The organism is Borreliella bissettiae DN127, assembly GCF_000222305.1.
GTDB classification, from domain to species: domain Bacteria; phylum Spirochaetota; class Spirochaetia; order Borreliales; family Borreliaceae; genus Borreliella; species Borreliella carolinensis.
Genome location: NC_015906.1, coordinates 51,288 through 66,242, shown reverse-complemented (window position 1 = coordinate 66,242; position 14,955 = coordinate 51,288). Strand labels below are relative to the sequence as shown.

At 26.8% G+C, this 14,955-nt stretch carries 15 protein-coding genes and 5 pseudogenes; 2 read left to right on the top strand and 18 right to left on the bottom strand.

Translation table 11 applies throughout. The features are described 5' to 3' along the window. The 5 genes from BBIDN127_RS06055 to BBIDN127_RS06035 form a co-directional block, all read right to left on the bottom strand. Positions 1-1,353 carry a PBSX family phage terminase large subunit gene (locus BBIDN127_RS06055; RefSeq protein WP_014017644.1) on the bottom strand — a complete coding sequence of 451 codons (1,353 nt, stop codon included), beginning with the start codon at positions 1,351-1,353 and terminating at the stop codon, positions 1-3. Then, positions 1,350-1,916 (bottom strand): DUF603 domain-containing protein, encoded by a 567-nt coding sequence (locus BBIDN127_RS06050; protein ID WP_014017643.1) that lies wholly within the window; start codon positions 1,914-1,916, stop codon positions 1,350-1,352. The genes BBIDN127_RS06055 and BBIDN127_RS06050 overlap by 4 nt, the downstream gene beginning before the upstream one ends. A gap of 212 nt (positions 1,917-2,128) precedes the next feature. After that, positions 2,129-2,788, bottom strand: coding sequence for a hypothetical protein (locus tag BBIDN127_RS06045; protein ID WP_014017642.1), 660 nt, complete (start codon positions 2,786-2,788; stop codon positions 2,129-2,131). A 153-nt stretch (positions 2,789-2,941) separates the two neighbouring features. Then, complete coding sequence (eppA, locus tag BBIDN127_RS06040; protein WP_014017640.1) at positions 2,942-3,451, bottom strand: exported protein A EppA; 510 nt, start codon at positions 3,449-3,451, stop codon at positions 2,942-2,944. 111 nt (positions 3,452-3,562) lie between these two features. Continuing rightward, positions 3,563-4,210: a hypothetical protein gene (locus BBIDN127_RS06035; RefSeq protein WP_014017639.1), complete on the bottom strand. Its 648-nt coding sequence runs from the start codon at positions 4,208-4,210 to the stop codon at positions 3,563-3,565. A 420-nt stretch (positions 4,211-4,630) separates the two neighbouring features. On the opposite strand from BBIDN127_RS06035, the pseudogene BBIDN127_RS06030 reads away from it, so the two are divergent. Next, positions 4,631-5,390, top strand: a pseudogene (locus tag BBIDN127_RS06030) (site-specific integrase). 4 nt (positions 5,391-5,394) lie between these two features. Here the strand turns inward: BBIDN127_RS06030 and BBIDN127_RS06025 are convergent. The 7 genes and pseudogenes from BBIDN127_RS06025 to BBIDN127_RS05995 all read right to left on the bottom strand — a co-directional run bounded on the left by BBIDN127_RS06025 (position 5,395) and on the right by BBIDN127_RS05995 (position 11,117). Continuing rightward, positions 5,395-5,771 (bottom strand): annotated as a pseudogene (locus BBIDN127_RS06025) (DUF261 domain-containing protein). Between the two features lie 51 nt (positions 5,772-5,822). Beyond that, a pseudogene (locus tag BBIDN127_RS06020) lies at positions 5,823-7,122 on the bottom strand (DUF244 domain-containing protein). A 324-nt stretch (positions 7,123-7,446) separates the two neighbouring features. Continuing rightward, entirely contained in the window at positions 7,447-8,094 is a 648-nt protein-coding gene (gene bdr, locus BBIDN127_RS07830; RefSeq protein ID WP_014017634.1) for a Bdr family repetitive protein, read from the bottom strand. 16 nt (positions 8,095-8,110) lie between these two features. Then, the gene (locus BBIDN127_RS06010) at positions 8,111-8,671 is read right to left on the bottom strand and encodes a chromosome replication/partitioning protein (RefSeq protein WP_014017633.1); all 561 of its coding nucleotides are present in this window, start codon (positions 8,669-8,671) and stop codon (positions 8,111-8,113) included. Positions 8,672-8,688: 17 nt separating this feature from the next. Continuing rightward, positions 8,689-9,471 (bottom strand): ParA family protein, encoded by a 783-nt coding sequence (locus BBIDN127_RS06005; RefSeq protein WP_014017632.1) that lies wholly within the window; start codon positions 9,469-9,471, stop codon positions 8,689-8,691. Continuing rightward, positions 9,447-10,010 carry a DUF226 domain-containing protein gene (locus tag BBIDN127_RS06000; RefSeq protein WP_014017631.1) on the bottom strand — a complete coding sequence of 188 codons (564 nt, stop codon included), beginning with the start codon at positions 10,008-10,010 and terminating at the stop codon, positions 9,447-9,449. The genes BBIDN127_RS06005 and BBIDN127_RS06000 overlap by 25 nt, the downstream gene beginning before the upstream one ends. A gap of 9 nt (positions 10,011-10,019) precedes the next feature. After that, entirely contained in the window at positions 10,020-11,117 is a 1,098-nt protein-coding gene (locus BBIDN127_RS05995) for a plasmid maintenance protein (protein WP_014017630.1), read from the bottom strand. 373 nt (positions 11,118-11,490) lie between these two features. On the opposite strand from BBIDN127_RS05995, the pseudogene BBIDN127_RS05990 reads away from it, so the two are divergent. After that, positions 11,491-12,528 (top strand): annotated as a pseudogene (locus tag BBIDN127_RS05990) (ERF family protein). A gap of 39 nt (positions 12,529-12,567) precedes the next feature. On the opposite strand, the gene BBIDN127_RS05985 reads toward BBIDN127_RS05990, so the two are convergent. The 6 genes and pseudogenes from BBIDN127_RS05985 to blyA all read right to left on the bottom strand — a co-directional run bounded on the left by BBIDN127_RS05985 (position 12,568) and on the right by blyA (position 14,955). After that, the gene (locus tag BBIDN127_RS05985) at positions 12,568-12,999 is read right to left on the bottom strand and encodes an Mlp family lipoprotein (RefSeq protein ID WP_014017629.1); all 432 of its coding nucleotides are present in this window, start codon (positions 12,997-12,999) and stop codon (positions 12,568-12,570) included. A gap of 105 nt (positions 13,000-13,104) precedes the next feature. Then, a pseudogene (gene bdr / locus BBIDN127_RS05980) lies at positions 13,105-13,626 on the bottom strand (Bdr family repetitive protein). 103 nt (positions 13,627-13,729) lie between these two features. Then, complete coding sequence (locus tag BBIDN127_RS05975) at positions 13,730-14,056, bottom strand: BBA14 family lipoprotein (RefSeq protein WP_411431080.1); 327 nt, start codon at positions 14,054-14,056, stop codon at positions 13,730-13,732. Next, positions 14,022-14,411: a BlyB family putative holin accessory protein gene (locus BBIDN127_RS05970; RefSeq protein ID WP_014017625.1), complete on the bottom strand. Its 390-nt coding sequence runs from the start codon at positions 14,409-14,411 to the stop codon at positions 14,022-14,024. Before BBIDN127_RS05970 ends, BBIDN127_RS05975 begins: the two co-directional genes overlap by 35 nt. Then, a complete protein-coding gene (locus BBIDN127_RS05965) occupies positions 14,401-14,748 on the bottom strand; it encodes a BlyB family putative holin accessory protein (protein WP_014017624.1) in 348 nt (115 codons plus the stop codon). The genes BBIDN127_RS05970 and BBIDN127_RS05965 overlap by 11 nt, the downstream gene beginning before the upstream one ends. Positions 14,749-14,751: 3 nt before the next feature. Then, positions 14,752-14,955, bottom strand: coding sequence for a holin BlyA (gene blyA, locus BBIDN127_RS05960; RefSeq protein ID WP_002658481.1), 204 nt, complete (start codon positions 14,953-14,955; stop codon positions 14,752-14,754).

The window sequence follows — 14,955 nt, the reverse complement described above, 5'->3', positions numbered from 1 at the left end:
TTACAAAAATCTTTGGTTGCCAAAGTGAACACTTCTCTCTCTATATCCTAAAGACAACATCAAATATGCTGCAGATATTGCATCAAGAGCGTCATCATGGGTTTTATTATCCCCCTTATACGAATAAATATCATTAAATACAGAAGAACTGCTGTACTTTGTAATGTAAAGTTTCTTGTAAGTAAACGGCGTAATTAACGTTGTTATTCTGCTAAATTTATTCGATTTTGGCTTAACTGGAGCAATTCTAAAATATTGGCTCATATTATTTCTTAGCAACATATATTCACGGGTCAATCCACCAGCACCTTTTGTATTATCTCTGTCCTCTAAATACAGTGTATGTACATTAAAATTCTCTAAAACGGTCTTGATCATATTCATAATATATGGATCATTGGCTGGTCGTTGGTCTTGAAATACAAAAGCATAATACTTATCATCAACCCGCTCCATAACACATAATGCAGTGTTATCCCCTCCAACGCTAAATGCTGGGTCTAAATATGCTATTGGACTAGTAAACACATAATCCTCAGTAATATTTATTTGTGTAAAAATTGAATCGGTGCTTGCTATCCATTCACCTAGCAAAACTCTTGCTTTATATGATGGGATATCTTTATAGAGTTTCTCTTGAGTTTCTATAAATCCTTTGCTAAGTAAAACATTGTCATAAGTTGTAAAATTATATGTCTTAAAAGTCGCTATATTATCAATATAATCGGTTTTGAAATAGTGTTCCGGATGATCGGGATTAGTATCAAAAATAATAGTTTCTTGTCCACATCTAAGTCTTTTTAAGACTTCCTCTAATGTTTGCTTATGTAAAGTTGTAGCCTCATTCACAAAAATAAGTGCCGAATTACTACCCCTAAACCTTTCAAAATCACTTGCCTTATCTCCTCCGTATAGATTAATACGAAGTGAATCAATCAGAATATATGAATTATTTGTATGTCTTGGAATATAAGGAATTTTAAGAAGTTTGCATAGCTTTTCAAATTGCCCCAAAACATTAACTTCAACTGAACGTTGTGAATTGCCAATAATGAAATTATTAGTATCGCTAGAGTATACCTTTTTATTTTCAATTAAACTTTTGAGAAAAAGATAACATGCAAGATACGTTTTGCCACTAGCTATGCCACCACTGAGTATAATCTTTTTTTCATTATTCTTTTGAATACTTTTTATCACATTTTTTTGTTTTAAAGTTAACTGTTTTTCTTCAAACTTAGCAAAATTAATTGAGCAGTTTGTTAGCTTTACAAATTGTGATATATCAACCCCATATTTATTTTTGTATTCCTTTTGGAGTGTTGTAAAAAGTTTTGTTTGATATAAGTTCACTTGTGCCCTTTACTATTTTTGTAGTTGCTTTTGCTTTCAGTCCCGTGAAGCGTAGCAAGTTTTTTCATACATTCATAATAAAGCTCCATTTCTCTTATTGAATATTCCTTTACATATTCATTAAGTTCACTTTTCAAAGAATTAATTTCTTCATTATCAACCAACTTATTTTTTTTATTACTTGCTTTATTTAATGCATCAATTTCGTTTCTTAAATTTTCTATTTTAGTACGTATGCTAACAAGCTCAACACCAAAATATTGTTTAAATGAACGTATAAACCCTAATTCTAAATTAGCACGTTCTAAATCTAATTCGCTTATAACTTTCCTAGCGTTAACTTCTGATTTAAAAGTTTGTGATAAAAGGTGCTCAAAAGTATCTTCACTAATTGATAATCTAGAATCATCGTTAACAGAACTTTCTCCACTTTCCCATTTTCTCCTCATCCTCCACACATTTACCCTAGAAACTCCTAATTTATCCGCTATTTCTCTATCATCTAACAATCCTTCTCTAAAATATGCAACATAATCATCAAAAGATCTTTTAATTTTTTTCAAAAAAATCCTCTAAAATAACAAAAGTAACAATTTGTTACTCTAAATAGTAAATCAATTTATTAATTGTTAACATAAACTATTGTCTTGTTGATATCTATTGACCACAGATCTATCTTTACAATTCTTATTAAACATGAACAATAAAAAACAAGACTAATGCGGCAGTCTTGTTTTTTATGATTTGAGCTTTTAAAGACATTTCTTATAATTTCTTAATTAAAATTATGGTCATACATATCATATAAATCTTGGAAATTTCTCAGTCTAATACTGAAAGTATGATTTATTTTTTGGTTATCGTATATATTTACTTTTAAAACCCTGCTAGATAATGCCTTTTTTAGAAAATTTGCTGTTCCATTTTCTTTTAACACCAACAAGCTATTCCCTTCTACAATCCATTGATTATTAAGTGAATTTATAATGGGCTCTTCTTTATCAAAAGAATGCTTAATAATAATATTTTTTGCATTGTTAGTGTTATTTTTAAAAAATTCTTTTGTAAAAAAAAGAGCAATTTTTGGCCCTTTTTGGGGACTACAAACGACTGCCACCCCATTAATATCTCCAAATATTAAATTCTTGTCTTTTTTTGCTTTAGTTTTATTCGTATTGCTAAAGGCTTCACCAATAGCAGTCCCAAATATACGCATTAAGTTAAAAACATTTTTATCGGCAGATATAATTAAATATGCTTTCTCATTTTCATTTTTTTTATTTCTTAATTCCCAATACGAACTATCTTCTTGCAGTTTAAAATCCTCAAAATTAATATCATAATCGTTACCATTAATAAAATCTTTCATCAATTCGTTGGCATTTAAAGAAAGTAAAGCATATATAAAATATAAAGTAATATAAATTCTTTTCATTTATCATTATTCTCCAGCATTAATAAGATAACAAGACTAGTAGCTAATCTTGTTATTCATAATTTATGCTTATAAAAAGCATTTATTTTATTTCAAAATCTTTTTTAGCTTTTCTTAAAAAACATCTTATAAGATTCTTTTTTTTAAAAAAATCTAATCTTTGGGCAAATCAGCCAAAATTTGTTTTAAAATTTGTTTAACTGCATTTGCTTTATCTTCAGAATAATCTTTTTTAAAATTATTTCTGGCGTTATCTCCATATTTCTCAGCATAATCAACTTTATCCGAATTTAATTGTATCAAATAATTAAAAATCGACTCTGGATAACCCCCTATAAGTCTAATCATATCCTCAGACAAGTAAATAATATCGGCACTTATCCTAATTTTTATAAGATATTCAATAATCTCAAGAGCATCCAAAAAAACACTTTTTTCTTTAATTCCAATTTTTCTTAAATCTCCTCTAATTCTAGGAGCATCGGAAAAAACATGACTTTTTTCATACTCATTTCTAAAATCATAATTATCTAGTCTTTTATTTATTAAATTAAAATCTTCTTCAGAAAAAGCTCTTTTGGTTTCTGTATAATTTTCTTCTATATTTGCACTTAAACTTACTACAAATAAAAACAAAAATATTAACAGACTAATTTTTTTCATATTCCCTCCTAGCTTTATTGTCTAAATTTCAGCAATGTAAATACGAATAAACAATAAGACTAACAACCAGTCTTATTGTTTATAATTTTTACTATTAAACCCCATTTTTTATTATTTTTTATCTTCTATATTTTGAGGCTCTGCTAGCTTTTCAAGTTCTTCCTCAATATTTTTAAGAGCATCATCTATAACCTTTTTTACAAAATCATTAGTATTAGTACCATCATTAACAGAATAACTTCCATTTACACCCAATTCTTTAGCATACTTTAAAGCTTTTTGTCCAATCTTTCCTTGTTTTTTAACTTTCTCAGTACTTTCTCCAGTTGCAGATTCAACTTGTTCTTTAAATTCTTGAAATTTCTTCCTAGCATCTTCTAATTCTTTTTTTCTATCCTCTTTTGTCTTGTTTGAGCCATTTTTAAATTCCTTTAATTCTTCTATTTTTTCTTCAAGACCTTTCTCTTTTAATTCTGGATCTTTAAAAACACCTTGAGCCACTTGCTCTTCAGCTTGTACTTGTGGTCCATCGGCTTGCATTAATTCTTCAACTTTTGAAAAAGCTTCTGATCCAAGCTTTTTCAAACCGTCAGCCAACTCTTCTTTTTTTGCCTCTAAAAATCCCTTAACTTTTCCTTTTAAATCTTGTTCTTGTTTTTGTTCTAAGCTTTTTTCATCTTTATCACTTGCATAATTTTTGCAAGAAATTATCAAAACAAGAACTACACAAATAATAAATATTTTCATTATCTTATTCATAAGTCTCTCCATAAGTCTAAATCATAACGCAACGCCTAATAAATACAATTTTTCAAAGATTTAAATATATAATTTTGTTACATTCAGCTGTTACATATTAACAAAACGCAAATGTAATTTTAACCAACTCCCCAAAATCTCTCCATTGCAAATGACCCACTCATTACAAGAGACTACAAAACACATACAAATTAAATTTCAAAGTCTTTGCTATATATCACTTAAAGTATCATGTCTTTCTTATCCGATACCCCTAAAAACTGCCTCTTCTGTTTATCACAGCCACCTTACAACCCAAATTTCACATACAATGAGAACGCTCTAAATTTGACTAAAATTTATTGTTTTTGATAAAAAATAAATTACTATTTTTATTACTTTTACTTAATTTAAAAGTAACATCTAAAAGGAGCTTGTCTTATGGACATTAATAATTATTTTAATTTAAATAATTACAATATTGATTCTATACTTAAACTATTTAAAGTTTATAATAAAGTAGTAAATGAAAACAAAATTCTTAAAAATTCTCTAAAAATTTCTTCTAAAACCAAAAAAGAAGCTTCAAAACCAACTCTTAAGTTTTATTTAACCCCAAAAGCTATCAAAATAACTGAAAAATGCGTTAAAACATTAAAACAAATTGACCCAATTTCTGGTTGGTTACTACATCTACTGACAATAAGTGGGTGCAGGGGCACCGAACTTCAAAAAGTAAAAATGCAATATTTCAACTTTTTTAAGCAAAACTGGAAAAACTTTATACAACATAAAAGTAAATGTGGCAAAAAAAATTTACTACTTGTAGTAGAGAATTTGTTATAACCGAAAAAGAATTTAATGCTATTCAGAAAGTGCACGAAAATTATTTTAAAGAAAAAAATCTTGACTCACGGTGCACTTATCTTTTCCAAAAAACCAAACATAAATTTAAAGATAACCAAATTAGCATTATCAATATTTCTAAAAAATTTAAAAATCCGAATGTCGCGCTAATAAATCGCTCCATTTATTTAGAAATTTGTTTATTTCATATTTAAAATCTAATGGCTATAACTCTTTCCAAATTAAAGAACTTATGAAATATCATTCAACTTCCGAAATTGATGATATATATGGACTCTCTGCTGCTAACAAAATTCACGCTTATAAATGCATGAAAAATAATTTAAAACTGTAATAAACTATTTTAGTTTAAATATACGCTTTGAAGTTACTTTAAATATTTTCCCACGTGGCTTTAAGTCAAGTGAATCATATAATATTTCTTTATTTTTTGTTGCTATAAAGTGATACCCATTAACCTTATCGATTTTAACTTCACTTATTTTAAATTCATTAGCTGCACCCAAATAATTTAAAGCCTTATATCTCACACTATTTCTAATTCCGTAGTAATTAAGAATCATACATGGATTTATAATAAAACAATTACTCTTAATGTAGCCAAGCCCTATAAATCTATAATACGCTGTATATGTAGACACAAAAAGTAACACCCCCATTTTTATATCTCTGGTCTTAAAGTTCTATTGTCTTGTTTTATTTTATTAATAAGCATTGTTTACCTCTCCTATATTAAATTATTTCTTTAATTTTTTAGTGCGCCCATTCACATGGGGACACTGACATTATTTGCAAATGCTATATTGCTTGGGAAAAATACTGTTCCACTTGTTGGCAATAATCCCCCTATCTATCTGATATTGCCCTTTTCTTAGGATCAAGAGTAAACATTTATAATTTAGCTGCTTAATTAGTGGATATGTATTCTCAATATTGTAAATTAGCATTTTCAGCCTATCTTTAATAGGCTTTTCTCTTTTTTTTATTTTCGTTTTGAATTCTATTTAATTCTTTCTGTATACTATCAATCTCCATTAGATCACACGCAAGATTTTCAGCAAATTGATTATCCCTAATTTCAAGGTCTGCACAATCAACATATTCTACAAATTCTCTTGCCTAATCAAACTCAACTCCAGAACTATAAAAATCGCTCCTTTCTACTAAATCTTTCACAAGCTTTATAAACGTTTCCTCATTAAAATTGTGTGCCATTAAGTATTCCTCTATATTTACTATAAATATCTTTTTTTAAATTTATAATTTCTAATTCACATTTATTAACAAATTCAAACACTTTTGATATTAAGTCCTCATTTCTCTTAATCTTACAGCTAACTGGTGCAGCATCGATTAAAAAGAACAAATTACAATGCTCAAGCCCAGTACATGCTAGCTACACTTGCGCCTGCACATAGTATTTAAAAAAATACTTACTACTTAAAAAATTTCTATTTTTATTGTACTCAGCAATAGCACTACTCATATAATTAGAGTCGCTATTTTTAATTTCTAAAAGCTCGAAATCACCAGCATTATTGATAAACCAGCAATCAATTGTTGAGCCCACTAAAGTTTCTGCACTTCCCATTTTTTAAAATAGTTATACTTATCAACTCCATTGGCATATTTGTTTTTATATAAAACATCAATATTTTCACCGTATGCTTTAACAAACTCTCTAAATCCTTGCCCTTGAGCACATACAAATTCTCTTCATAAGGCATGCTTATTCCAAAATATTTAAGCACTCTATTCATCATTAAATCTTTTAGTCCTGCGCCACCAATTAGAATACTACCTACTTCACTAGCTCCGCATTTATCTAGCTTGTTTCTTTGTACACTAAAATCAATATTTCGATTAAATCTAAAACACTCTTGACTACTTATTCCGGGTAATTTCTTACCTATCTTGCTTAATTTACTTTTTTCTTTAATGGGAGAAAATTTTTCCTCAAATATTTCACATCCAGTAAAACTTTGTTGATTAACACTTATCATTTTGAGATCTCCTTGAATATTATTTTGTATTTCTTGATTATTATTGTTTGAAAGATTTTCCATCTTTTTCCTCCTGTTTACAATAAATAATTGTATAGCAAAAACCATTTTTGCCAACTTTTTTATAAAAATTATTATAATAAATATAAGCTTTATTAAATTCTCTTGTTAAAGAACTTAATAAAGTTAGGGCTTAACCGAATTTACTTATTAAAAATTATTTTTTAAAAGCTTTTCAACAATTGAATATAGTCCAATTTAGAATTAAAATCAATTTGTATTTGTTAAAATAAAAGAACTTATTTAAATTCTCTTGTTAAAAAATTTAAATAAGTTCTACTTTAAAGCTATATACTAACTTATTACTTTATAAAATTTTAATCATTCTTAATTTAAAGAATACTTATTGAATATAGAATAGATAATTGGAGCGAGCGTTATTCCCATTATTAAAATTACTTGTATTGTTCTATTACTTGCATTAAGTTCGTTTTTTAAAACATCTATTTTATTATCTAGACTAGATATATCCTTTTGTAAAGTTTTTTCTACACCATCTATCTTAGTATTTACGCTATCTACTTTAGCATTAAGTTCGTTTTTCAAGCTATCTATTTTGGTATTAAGTTCGTTTTTTACATTGTCTATTTTAATATCTAAACTAGAGATATCTTTTTGCAAAGCTTTTTCTACATTATCTATTTTAATATCTAAACTATCTATTTTGGCAGTTAAACTTTTTTCTACATTATCTATTTTGGTATCTAAACTATCTATTTTTATATTCAAATTTTTTTCGGAAAAATCTATCTTGGTATTAAGTTCATTTTTAACACTATCTATTTTAGTATCTAAATTAGATATATCTTTTCTCAAATTTTTTTCTACATCGATTATTTTTTCTTTTAAAAATTCAAAGTTGTAATTATCATTATGAAGAAAAACAAAATCTATTGCCTCTTCGCTAAACCCTATATTTAAAAACTCATTTTTTATACTTTCTATATTGTATGTTCTGTATGCTAAATTGAGCATAAAATCCCCCCCCTTATTATCCTTTCAATTGTTTATACTTTTTTAACAGCTTATTAATCCAGTCTTTTTGATTTTCAAAAATATCCTGCATCATAAAACTTGTAAATTTAGCATTGTTTTTGTAGAAATCGTAACTTTCTTGAGTTTTAAGTTGAAATCTTAGTGGTTTTATTGGATTTTGTTTAGATTTTTTGAATGTTAAACTTTCTTTATTTTGTATTAGCTCAAGAGAATTTTGAATACCATTTTCTATTAAATAATCTTCTTTAAGAATCCCCTCTTGTAAAGCAGCTGCTAATTTTAAATAAGCATAGGCCTGTGTCTTTGCTATATTGTAATTCTTAATAAAAGCATCAAAACTTTTATATCCATCGAGTTTATAATATTCGTTATCTTTTATTTCTTTTAAAATTCTAATATTGTCCACTTTATGAAATATTTCTTTCCTAAAATTTGCTCTCAATCTATCCTTTAAGGCATTGTAATGAATAATTGCATCTTCATTGGTAACAATTTTTTTTTCAACATCAGGATCTATTTCTTCTGACAAAACTCTTTTATTTAATTCTATTTTCATAAAAAATCTCCTCTACTTTAGAGTTGTTCAGTTTCTGAACAACTCTTTATAATATATTTTTCATACATATTAAAAAATTTTGATGCTGCTTCTTTGTATTCTTCGATATAATCTTTAGTCATATCAAATTCATCATTCCCAGTAATTTTTCTATTTAAATCTTCTCTTTCATGTACGATTCCTAAAAATCCTTTTTTGGCCCTAACATGTTTTAATAGCTCTTTATGCGTATTATTTTTTTTAAATCTTGTTATAAGAATAAAAATTGGGATTTTTATTCTTAACTTCTTTATATAAAATTCTAATAGCTCTAAACTTTCTACTGCCCATTTTTCTGCTGTCATTGGAACTATTATACAATTACTAGTCATTAAAGCATTGGATAAAGTAAAATCTAGACTTGGATTAGTATCTATTATTATGTAATCATAATCCTGTTTTAAAAAAATTAAGTTGTCCTTTAATCTCAATTCTTTAAGGGGAATAAACTCGCTTGAAAATTTATGTAAACTTAAATAACTTGGTATTAAGTCTAAATTGTTTTTAATATTTATAATTGCATTATTTATATCTAATTTTTCTTTCAATACTCTGTATATATTTTTGCTTACAATATTAATCTTTTGACTTGCAATTTCTTTATAAAAATAGCTAGTAGTAGAGGCTTGTGTATCTATATCTATTAATAATACTTTATATTTTTGGGCCAGCAAATTTGCAAATATTATTGCACTTGTGCTTTTACCAACGCCTCCCTTAATTGACGCTATTGTTATTATTTTAGGTTTTTTATTATCCATTTGATTAGCGATCCTCGTTCCGGGTATTTTTTCCCATAAAATTTATATACTTGTTGTTCTAAATCCATAAACATGCTAAATAAAACTTTGTTGTAGTGATTATTGGTTTTTTTATCTAATAAACGATATAATCCCTTGAAATAGCAAAAAACACTTCCGGCTTTAAATCTAAATTCCATATAATATGCCCTTGCTAATGCATATGCTTTTCTAGTTCCGTTTATTTGATACTTTATTAAAGGTTTTTTAATTGGTTTTCTGTAGCCATAAAAAATGCCAATGAATTTATCTCCTTCTTTAATTGGGTACAAGTGAGTTTCTTCAACAATTCTTTCCCCATTAAATAACGCCCTCAATGATAATTTAAATTCGTGTTTCTTCTCATAAACTCCAAATTTGTAAATGTCCATCATTGTTTTTGTATGGTACATTACTTTCCCATTTTCTTTTTCAATTAAAATAAAGCGTTCTTTATTTTGGCATTCAACTTTACATTTGCCTTTTTTTACAGTTTCAATAGGTTCAGGTGCATTTTCCATGTTAAATCCTCATACAGCCTTTATGTTAAATTCTTCTACAGTTAAAGATTTTTTTTGTTTTCTTATTATTTCTAATAATTCAAGATAATATGTACCAAATACTTTATTGTATTCTATTTTCTTTTGTTTATTCAAATATTCTTTGATAATAGGCTTTAGAATTTCAATATTTGTTTCTTTTTTTAGTCGTTCAATAAGGATATTGAAAATGTTTGCCTTTAAATTTTGATAATTTTGTTGAGAATTTTCTTTTTTTCTTTCAATCGACTTTTCCAATTTGCGTTTTATGTTATTTAAATCGCTATATTTGTGATTTTCAATAATAAAATGGGGCTTAAATTTGTAACTTTCGTATACTTTTTGCAAACTTATTTTTAATTGTTCCGAATTATATCCATTTTGTTCGAATTCTTTCTGAGTGTTATTTAAAATGTTCTTCAATGTGTTTTGCTTTTCTTTCATACAAGACTTTTTTAGACTAAAACGTTTTATTAGAGCAATTTCATTTTGTTTTAAGATATTCATTGCTTCAATTTTCGTATTTTTATCAGCATTTAAATTCAAAATAGAAAGAGCTTCTTCCGTTTTAAAGTTACAATTATTGAAATAATTTCTTGGTTGATATTTCTCTTTTTGATTATTTTTTCTTTCTTCTTTTTTATTATTTTTATTATTTATACACTCCACTGAATTTACACTACCATTTATAGAAATATTGTCTTTAAAATGGTTATTAACTCTAGATTTAAATCTAGAGTTTTTTCGTTCTTTAAAGTACTTGTTGATTTTCTGGTAACATTCTTTTTTAGGATACTTTAGCTTATAGTAAATTTCAGTTCCACAATTTACACCCATGTGTTGGTAGTAGTTAGTTGTAACTTTTAGTACTTTTTCTAATTTATAAAGATAATTTTGCATTGTTCTTAAAGTAGTGGGAGCTAGACCATTTCTTTTAAGATTTTCATTAAAGTAATAGAGTATGTTTTGTTGCGTGTATTTCTTCTCTTTTTTGTTTAGGAAATCTAGTGTTGAAGTAAGAGATATTAATTTGTGTTGGTGTTTGTTGTGGCAAGTTGTACTTTTTGTGGTATTTGAAAAACCTTTCATCTTTTTTCTCCTGTTTACAAGTAATAGTTAATAATATAATGCAAAATTTTAATTTAAAAGTAAATACTTTTCTAAAAAAATATTAAATTAAATTATTAATTTCATTAAATTAATATACTTTATGTAACTTAGTAAAAATACAAATTGATTTTAATTTAAAATTGGGCTACACTACAAACAGCGTAGTTATTTGAATATTTTTCAGTTTTGACTACCTGTTTACAATTTGAAAAAATAATAGTGGGAGCTTAACTAAGTTCTTTAACAAAAGGATTTAGCTAAGTCCCACTTCTTTTTTGTAAAAATTTTTGTAAAAAAGTTGTCAAAAATAGTGTTTACAATACAATTATTTATTGTAAACAGGAGGAAAAAGATGGAAAATCTTTCAAACAATAATAACCCACAAGACAATATTCAAGCAAAAATAAGCTTCAGAAAAGATATGAAAACCCTAAAAATGAATTTGCCAGGGATTGATAAAAGTCTTAAAGGATATGGATACAAATATCAAAATTTCAATGAAATAGTAGAATAAATTGAAAACGTTATTGAAAAGCACAATTTAGAGCTTGATTTTGAGCAATATCCAATTTCTATAGAGGGTCAATATGGCATAGTTGATTATATTAGGACCACATTTTACAGTACAAGCACTGGATATGAATTTTCTTTTGATACGCGACTTCATATAGAAAACTTACAATGGAACAATGAAAGCGGGTCTAAAAATGTTGTATATACAGTACCACAACTGGTTGTATCAGCTATTACTTATTTCAAAAGGTATGCTTTAGTTGCATGTCTTCATATAAAAAGTGAAGTTGGTACTGATGCAGCGCCCATTTACAATAATTATGAAAACGTAAATTCTATGCCTAACAAGCAAATTAGTGTTAATCAAAAGCAAGAACAAAAAAGAGAACAAAAACAAGAGATTAATCAAATTCAAAAAAATAACACTATTCAAAACCAGAAAAGAGACATTAATCTAGAGCAAAGAAACGACATTAATCAAAATCAGAAAAAAACTAGGCTTTATTATTACAGTATTTTTAAAGAAGCGTTGTCTAATATAAAAGATTGGGTAAATAGCCCTACAACAAAAGATAATATAAACTCAATTATTCAAAAAATAAGCTTTATTCAGAATATAGACCCCAATAATTTTGATGATATCAAGAAAATTGAATTTGACTTAATCTCGTATTTTGAGAAAAATAGTGATTTTAAGAGTATAAACTATTGGGCGGAGAATATAAAAAACTATTTCAAGAAAAATAATAGATTAAAGGATTTAAAGGATTTTGAAAAGTTTATGGCGTTTAAGAGCACTACTTATGGTCCTGGCCCATTAATATTCTTTGGTATCTTAAAAGAAGAAAAGCAATTTGATTATATATTTGCAGCATAGCAATATTAATGCCCCCAAATAGGGGGCTTGCTATATTAATTAGTGGTTATTGCAGTTACTGGTTACATTATCTTTATTAAAATTATCTATATTCCCGCTTTTAAAAAATTCTTTAACCAGAGTTTTAAAAGTGTTTTTCTGATCATTTGCATTATCTCCAGTACAGCTAGTAAGCTCACTTTTTATGTGATCAAGTGTGCCTTTTATTTTGTCTTCATCATATCCTAAGAATTTTTCAAATTCTCTAGCATCAGCTAGTGCAGTTTTTAACCAATCAAGTTGTGTTTTCTGATCTTCAGATAGCTTTTCTCTAAGTAGTTCTTCTTTAGATTTTGATTTTTCTTGTGTTACTTCTTTTTGGGTTAAATCACGCTTTTTCCGGATTTTTGTTTTGCTAGTATTGGTATCATTAGAATTACAGCTGTTTAGCATAATTAAAAATAAACAAAATAATATGTTGATGATTTTCATTGTTACTCCTTTTTTTATTAATAATGTTTAATAAATCAATTATTAATACTAAATATTGGATAAACAATTATTATTTGAATTGATATGTTTTAAGTGAGGTGGTAGCTATTTGGAAATAAAAGCAAATATTAGTCCTGCTATCATTGTTATAGACATTGCTCCCATAATTCCCAATACCCATTTAAGCATTTCTGTAAGAGACATTAAATTCTTTTCCACATTGTCTATTTTGGCATTTAAATTCTTCTATACATTATCAATTTTAGTGTTAAGTTCGCTTTTGACATTATCTATTTTAGTATTAAGTTCATTTTTAACACTATCTATTTTAGTATCTAAATTAGATATATCTTTTCGTAAATTTTTCTCTACTGAATCTATCTTAGTATTTAAATTGGATATATCCTTTTGTAAATTCTTTTCTACGTAAGAAATTTCAGAAATAAGATTATCAAACTTTATATCAAATTGTTTTTCTAAATTTTCTAAATCTCTATATGTTAGCTCATTGTGATAATATCTTTTTGATAAATCTTGTGTTATTAGTTGTTCCATACCCAGTCTAATAAATTCTTTATATATTTGTTCTTGACTAATACCGCTAACGCTTGTTGACACTGTTTCCATAAAATTTTCCCTTAAACTATATTATACACTATTTTAGATTGATTGGCTTTAGAGATTTTTATATGTAAAGTAGAATTTCTTGCAAGAAAAACCTTTTTGTAATTTACATTTTTAATTGGGAATATTGATTATAGACTTTTTCCGCCATTGGTTTTGTTTTTTTAATGTATTCTAAATATATGTTGATATTATGTTTTACTGCAGTTATGGAGTGTTCGTCTTTTAGTGTTGATAAGTCTAGATAAGGATATTCTGGATAATGTGGATCATCAACTTTAACTTTTGTTTTAGCTAAAAATGTTACAAGATACATAACATACTCTGAAAGCTGTGTTTCATATTTAGCTAAAGAGTTTAGTGTTTGGATAAGTGGAGGTTTTGGTTCTTCTAGTAGGTTAGCAATAGTGGTGCAACATAACAACAAAATAATTAATAGACAATGCAATTTTTAAAGCATTTTCACTCCTTTTAAGCATTTTGATGTATTCTTTCATAATTTTGTTACGTGTTGCTTTAAGTGAAGTGATAATTTTTTTATTTTTGTCGGCAGAGATAGCCTCTATTATCTCAATATTGTATTTTAAAATATCTTTTATTTCTTCAAATATTTTCATTGACTCAGCTGTTTCCATAGATTTTAGTGTGCTTATATATGTTTTGTAGAAAAAATCTATTACTTTACTAAAAGTATTAATGTAATTATGATCTATGTTTGTATCAGTTTTAGCTATGTTAGTTAAGCTGGATAGTAAATTAAGCCCCAAGCCAATAGTGTTATTTTGCATTATTTGTTCTTTCCTTATAGATAGGTTTTCCTTCTTGATTGAATTTTAGATCATTAGATATTTTGAGATTTTTTTCATCAGAATTAACCAAATCAATGCATTGATTGATTTTTGCATTTAATGGAGCGAGTGCCGCAGTTATTGCTGGGGTTAATGCACTCTCAAGTCTTTCCATATTTGCTGTATAGATTAATTTATAATGAGAATACAGCTCATAAACCAAAAAGAATCCTTTATGTGCAATTTCATCAAATTCATCTCCAAATTTAGAAAATATATCAATAAGGGTTGATAAAGACGTAAGTCCAAGCTCAACATTATCTTTAGATAATTTCATAATTTAATCTCTTTTTTTAATGTGATTTTTGCCATTACCATTGCCATTCTTAAAAATCTTGCCTATTACAATAGTTAATATGTCTTTTAATAAAGGCTTAAGAAGAATTAACACTCCTAGAACCAGCACTGTTACAAAAATCATTACGGCTATAAGCTTAATTTCGTTTAAATTGATAAGAAGTTCAGTTAATTTAATAGTATCCAT

Bases quoted from the DNA above. Each gene is read 5' to 3' on its own strand.
- BBIDN127_RS06005 (WP_014017632.1), bottom strand. From the start codon at position 9,471: ATGGATAATAAAAAACCTAAAATAATAACAATAGCGTCAATTAAGGGA.
- BBIDN127_RS05970 (WP_014017625.1), bottom strand. From the start codon at position 14,411: ATGCAAAATAACACTATTGGCTTGGGGCTTAATTTACTATCCAGCTTA.
- BBIDN127_RS05965 (WP_014017624.1), bottom strand. From the start codon at position 14,748: ATGAAATTATCTAAAGATAATGTTGAGCTTGGACTTACGTCTTTATCA.
- blyA (WP_002658481.1), bottom strand. From the start codon at position 14,955: ATGGATACTATTAAATTAACTGAACTTCTTATCAATTTAAACGAAATT.
- bdr (WP_014017634.1), bottom strand. From the start codon at position 8,094: ATGCTCAATTTAGCATACAGAACATACAATATAGAAAGTATAAAAAAT.
- BBIDN127_RS06035 (WP_014017639.1), bottom strand. From the start codon at position 4,210: ATGAATAAGATAATGAAAATATTTATTATTTGTGTAGTTCTTGTTTTG.
- BBIDN127_RS06000 (WP_014017631.1), bottom strand. From the start codon at position 10,010: ATGGAAAATGCACCTGAACCTATTGAAACTGTAAAAAAAGGCAAATGT.
- BBIDN127_RS06010 (WP_014017633.1), bottom strand. From the start codon at position 8,671: ATGAAAATAGAATTAAATAAAAGAGTTTTGTCAGAAGAAATAGATCCT.
- eppA (WP_014017640.1), bottom strand. From the start codon at position 3,451: ATGAAAAAAATTAGTCTGTTAATATTTTTGTTTTTATTTGTAGTAAGT.
- BBIDN127_RS06045 (WP_014017642.1), bottom strand. From the start codon at position 2,788: ATGAAAAGAATTTATATTACTTTATATTTTATATATGCTTTACTTTCT.
- BBIDN127_RS05985 (WP_014017629.1), bottom strand. From the start codon at position 12,999: ATGAAAATCATCAACATATTATTTTGTTTATTTTTAATTATGCTAAAC.
- BBIDN127_RS05995 (WP_014017630.1), bottom strand. From the start codon at position 11,117: ATGAAAGGTTTTTCAAATACCACAAAAAGTACAACTTGCCACAACAAA.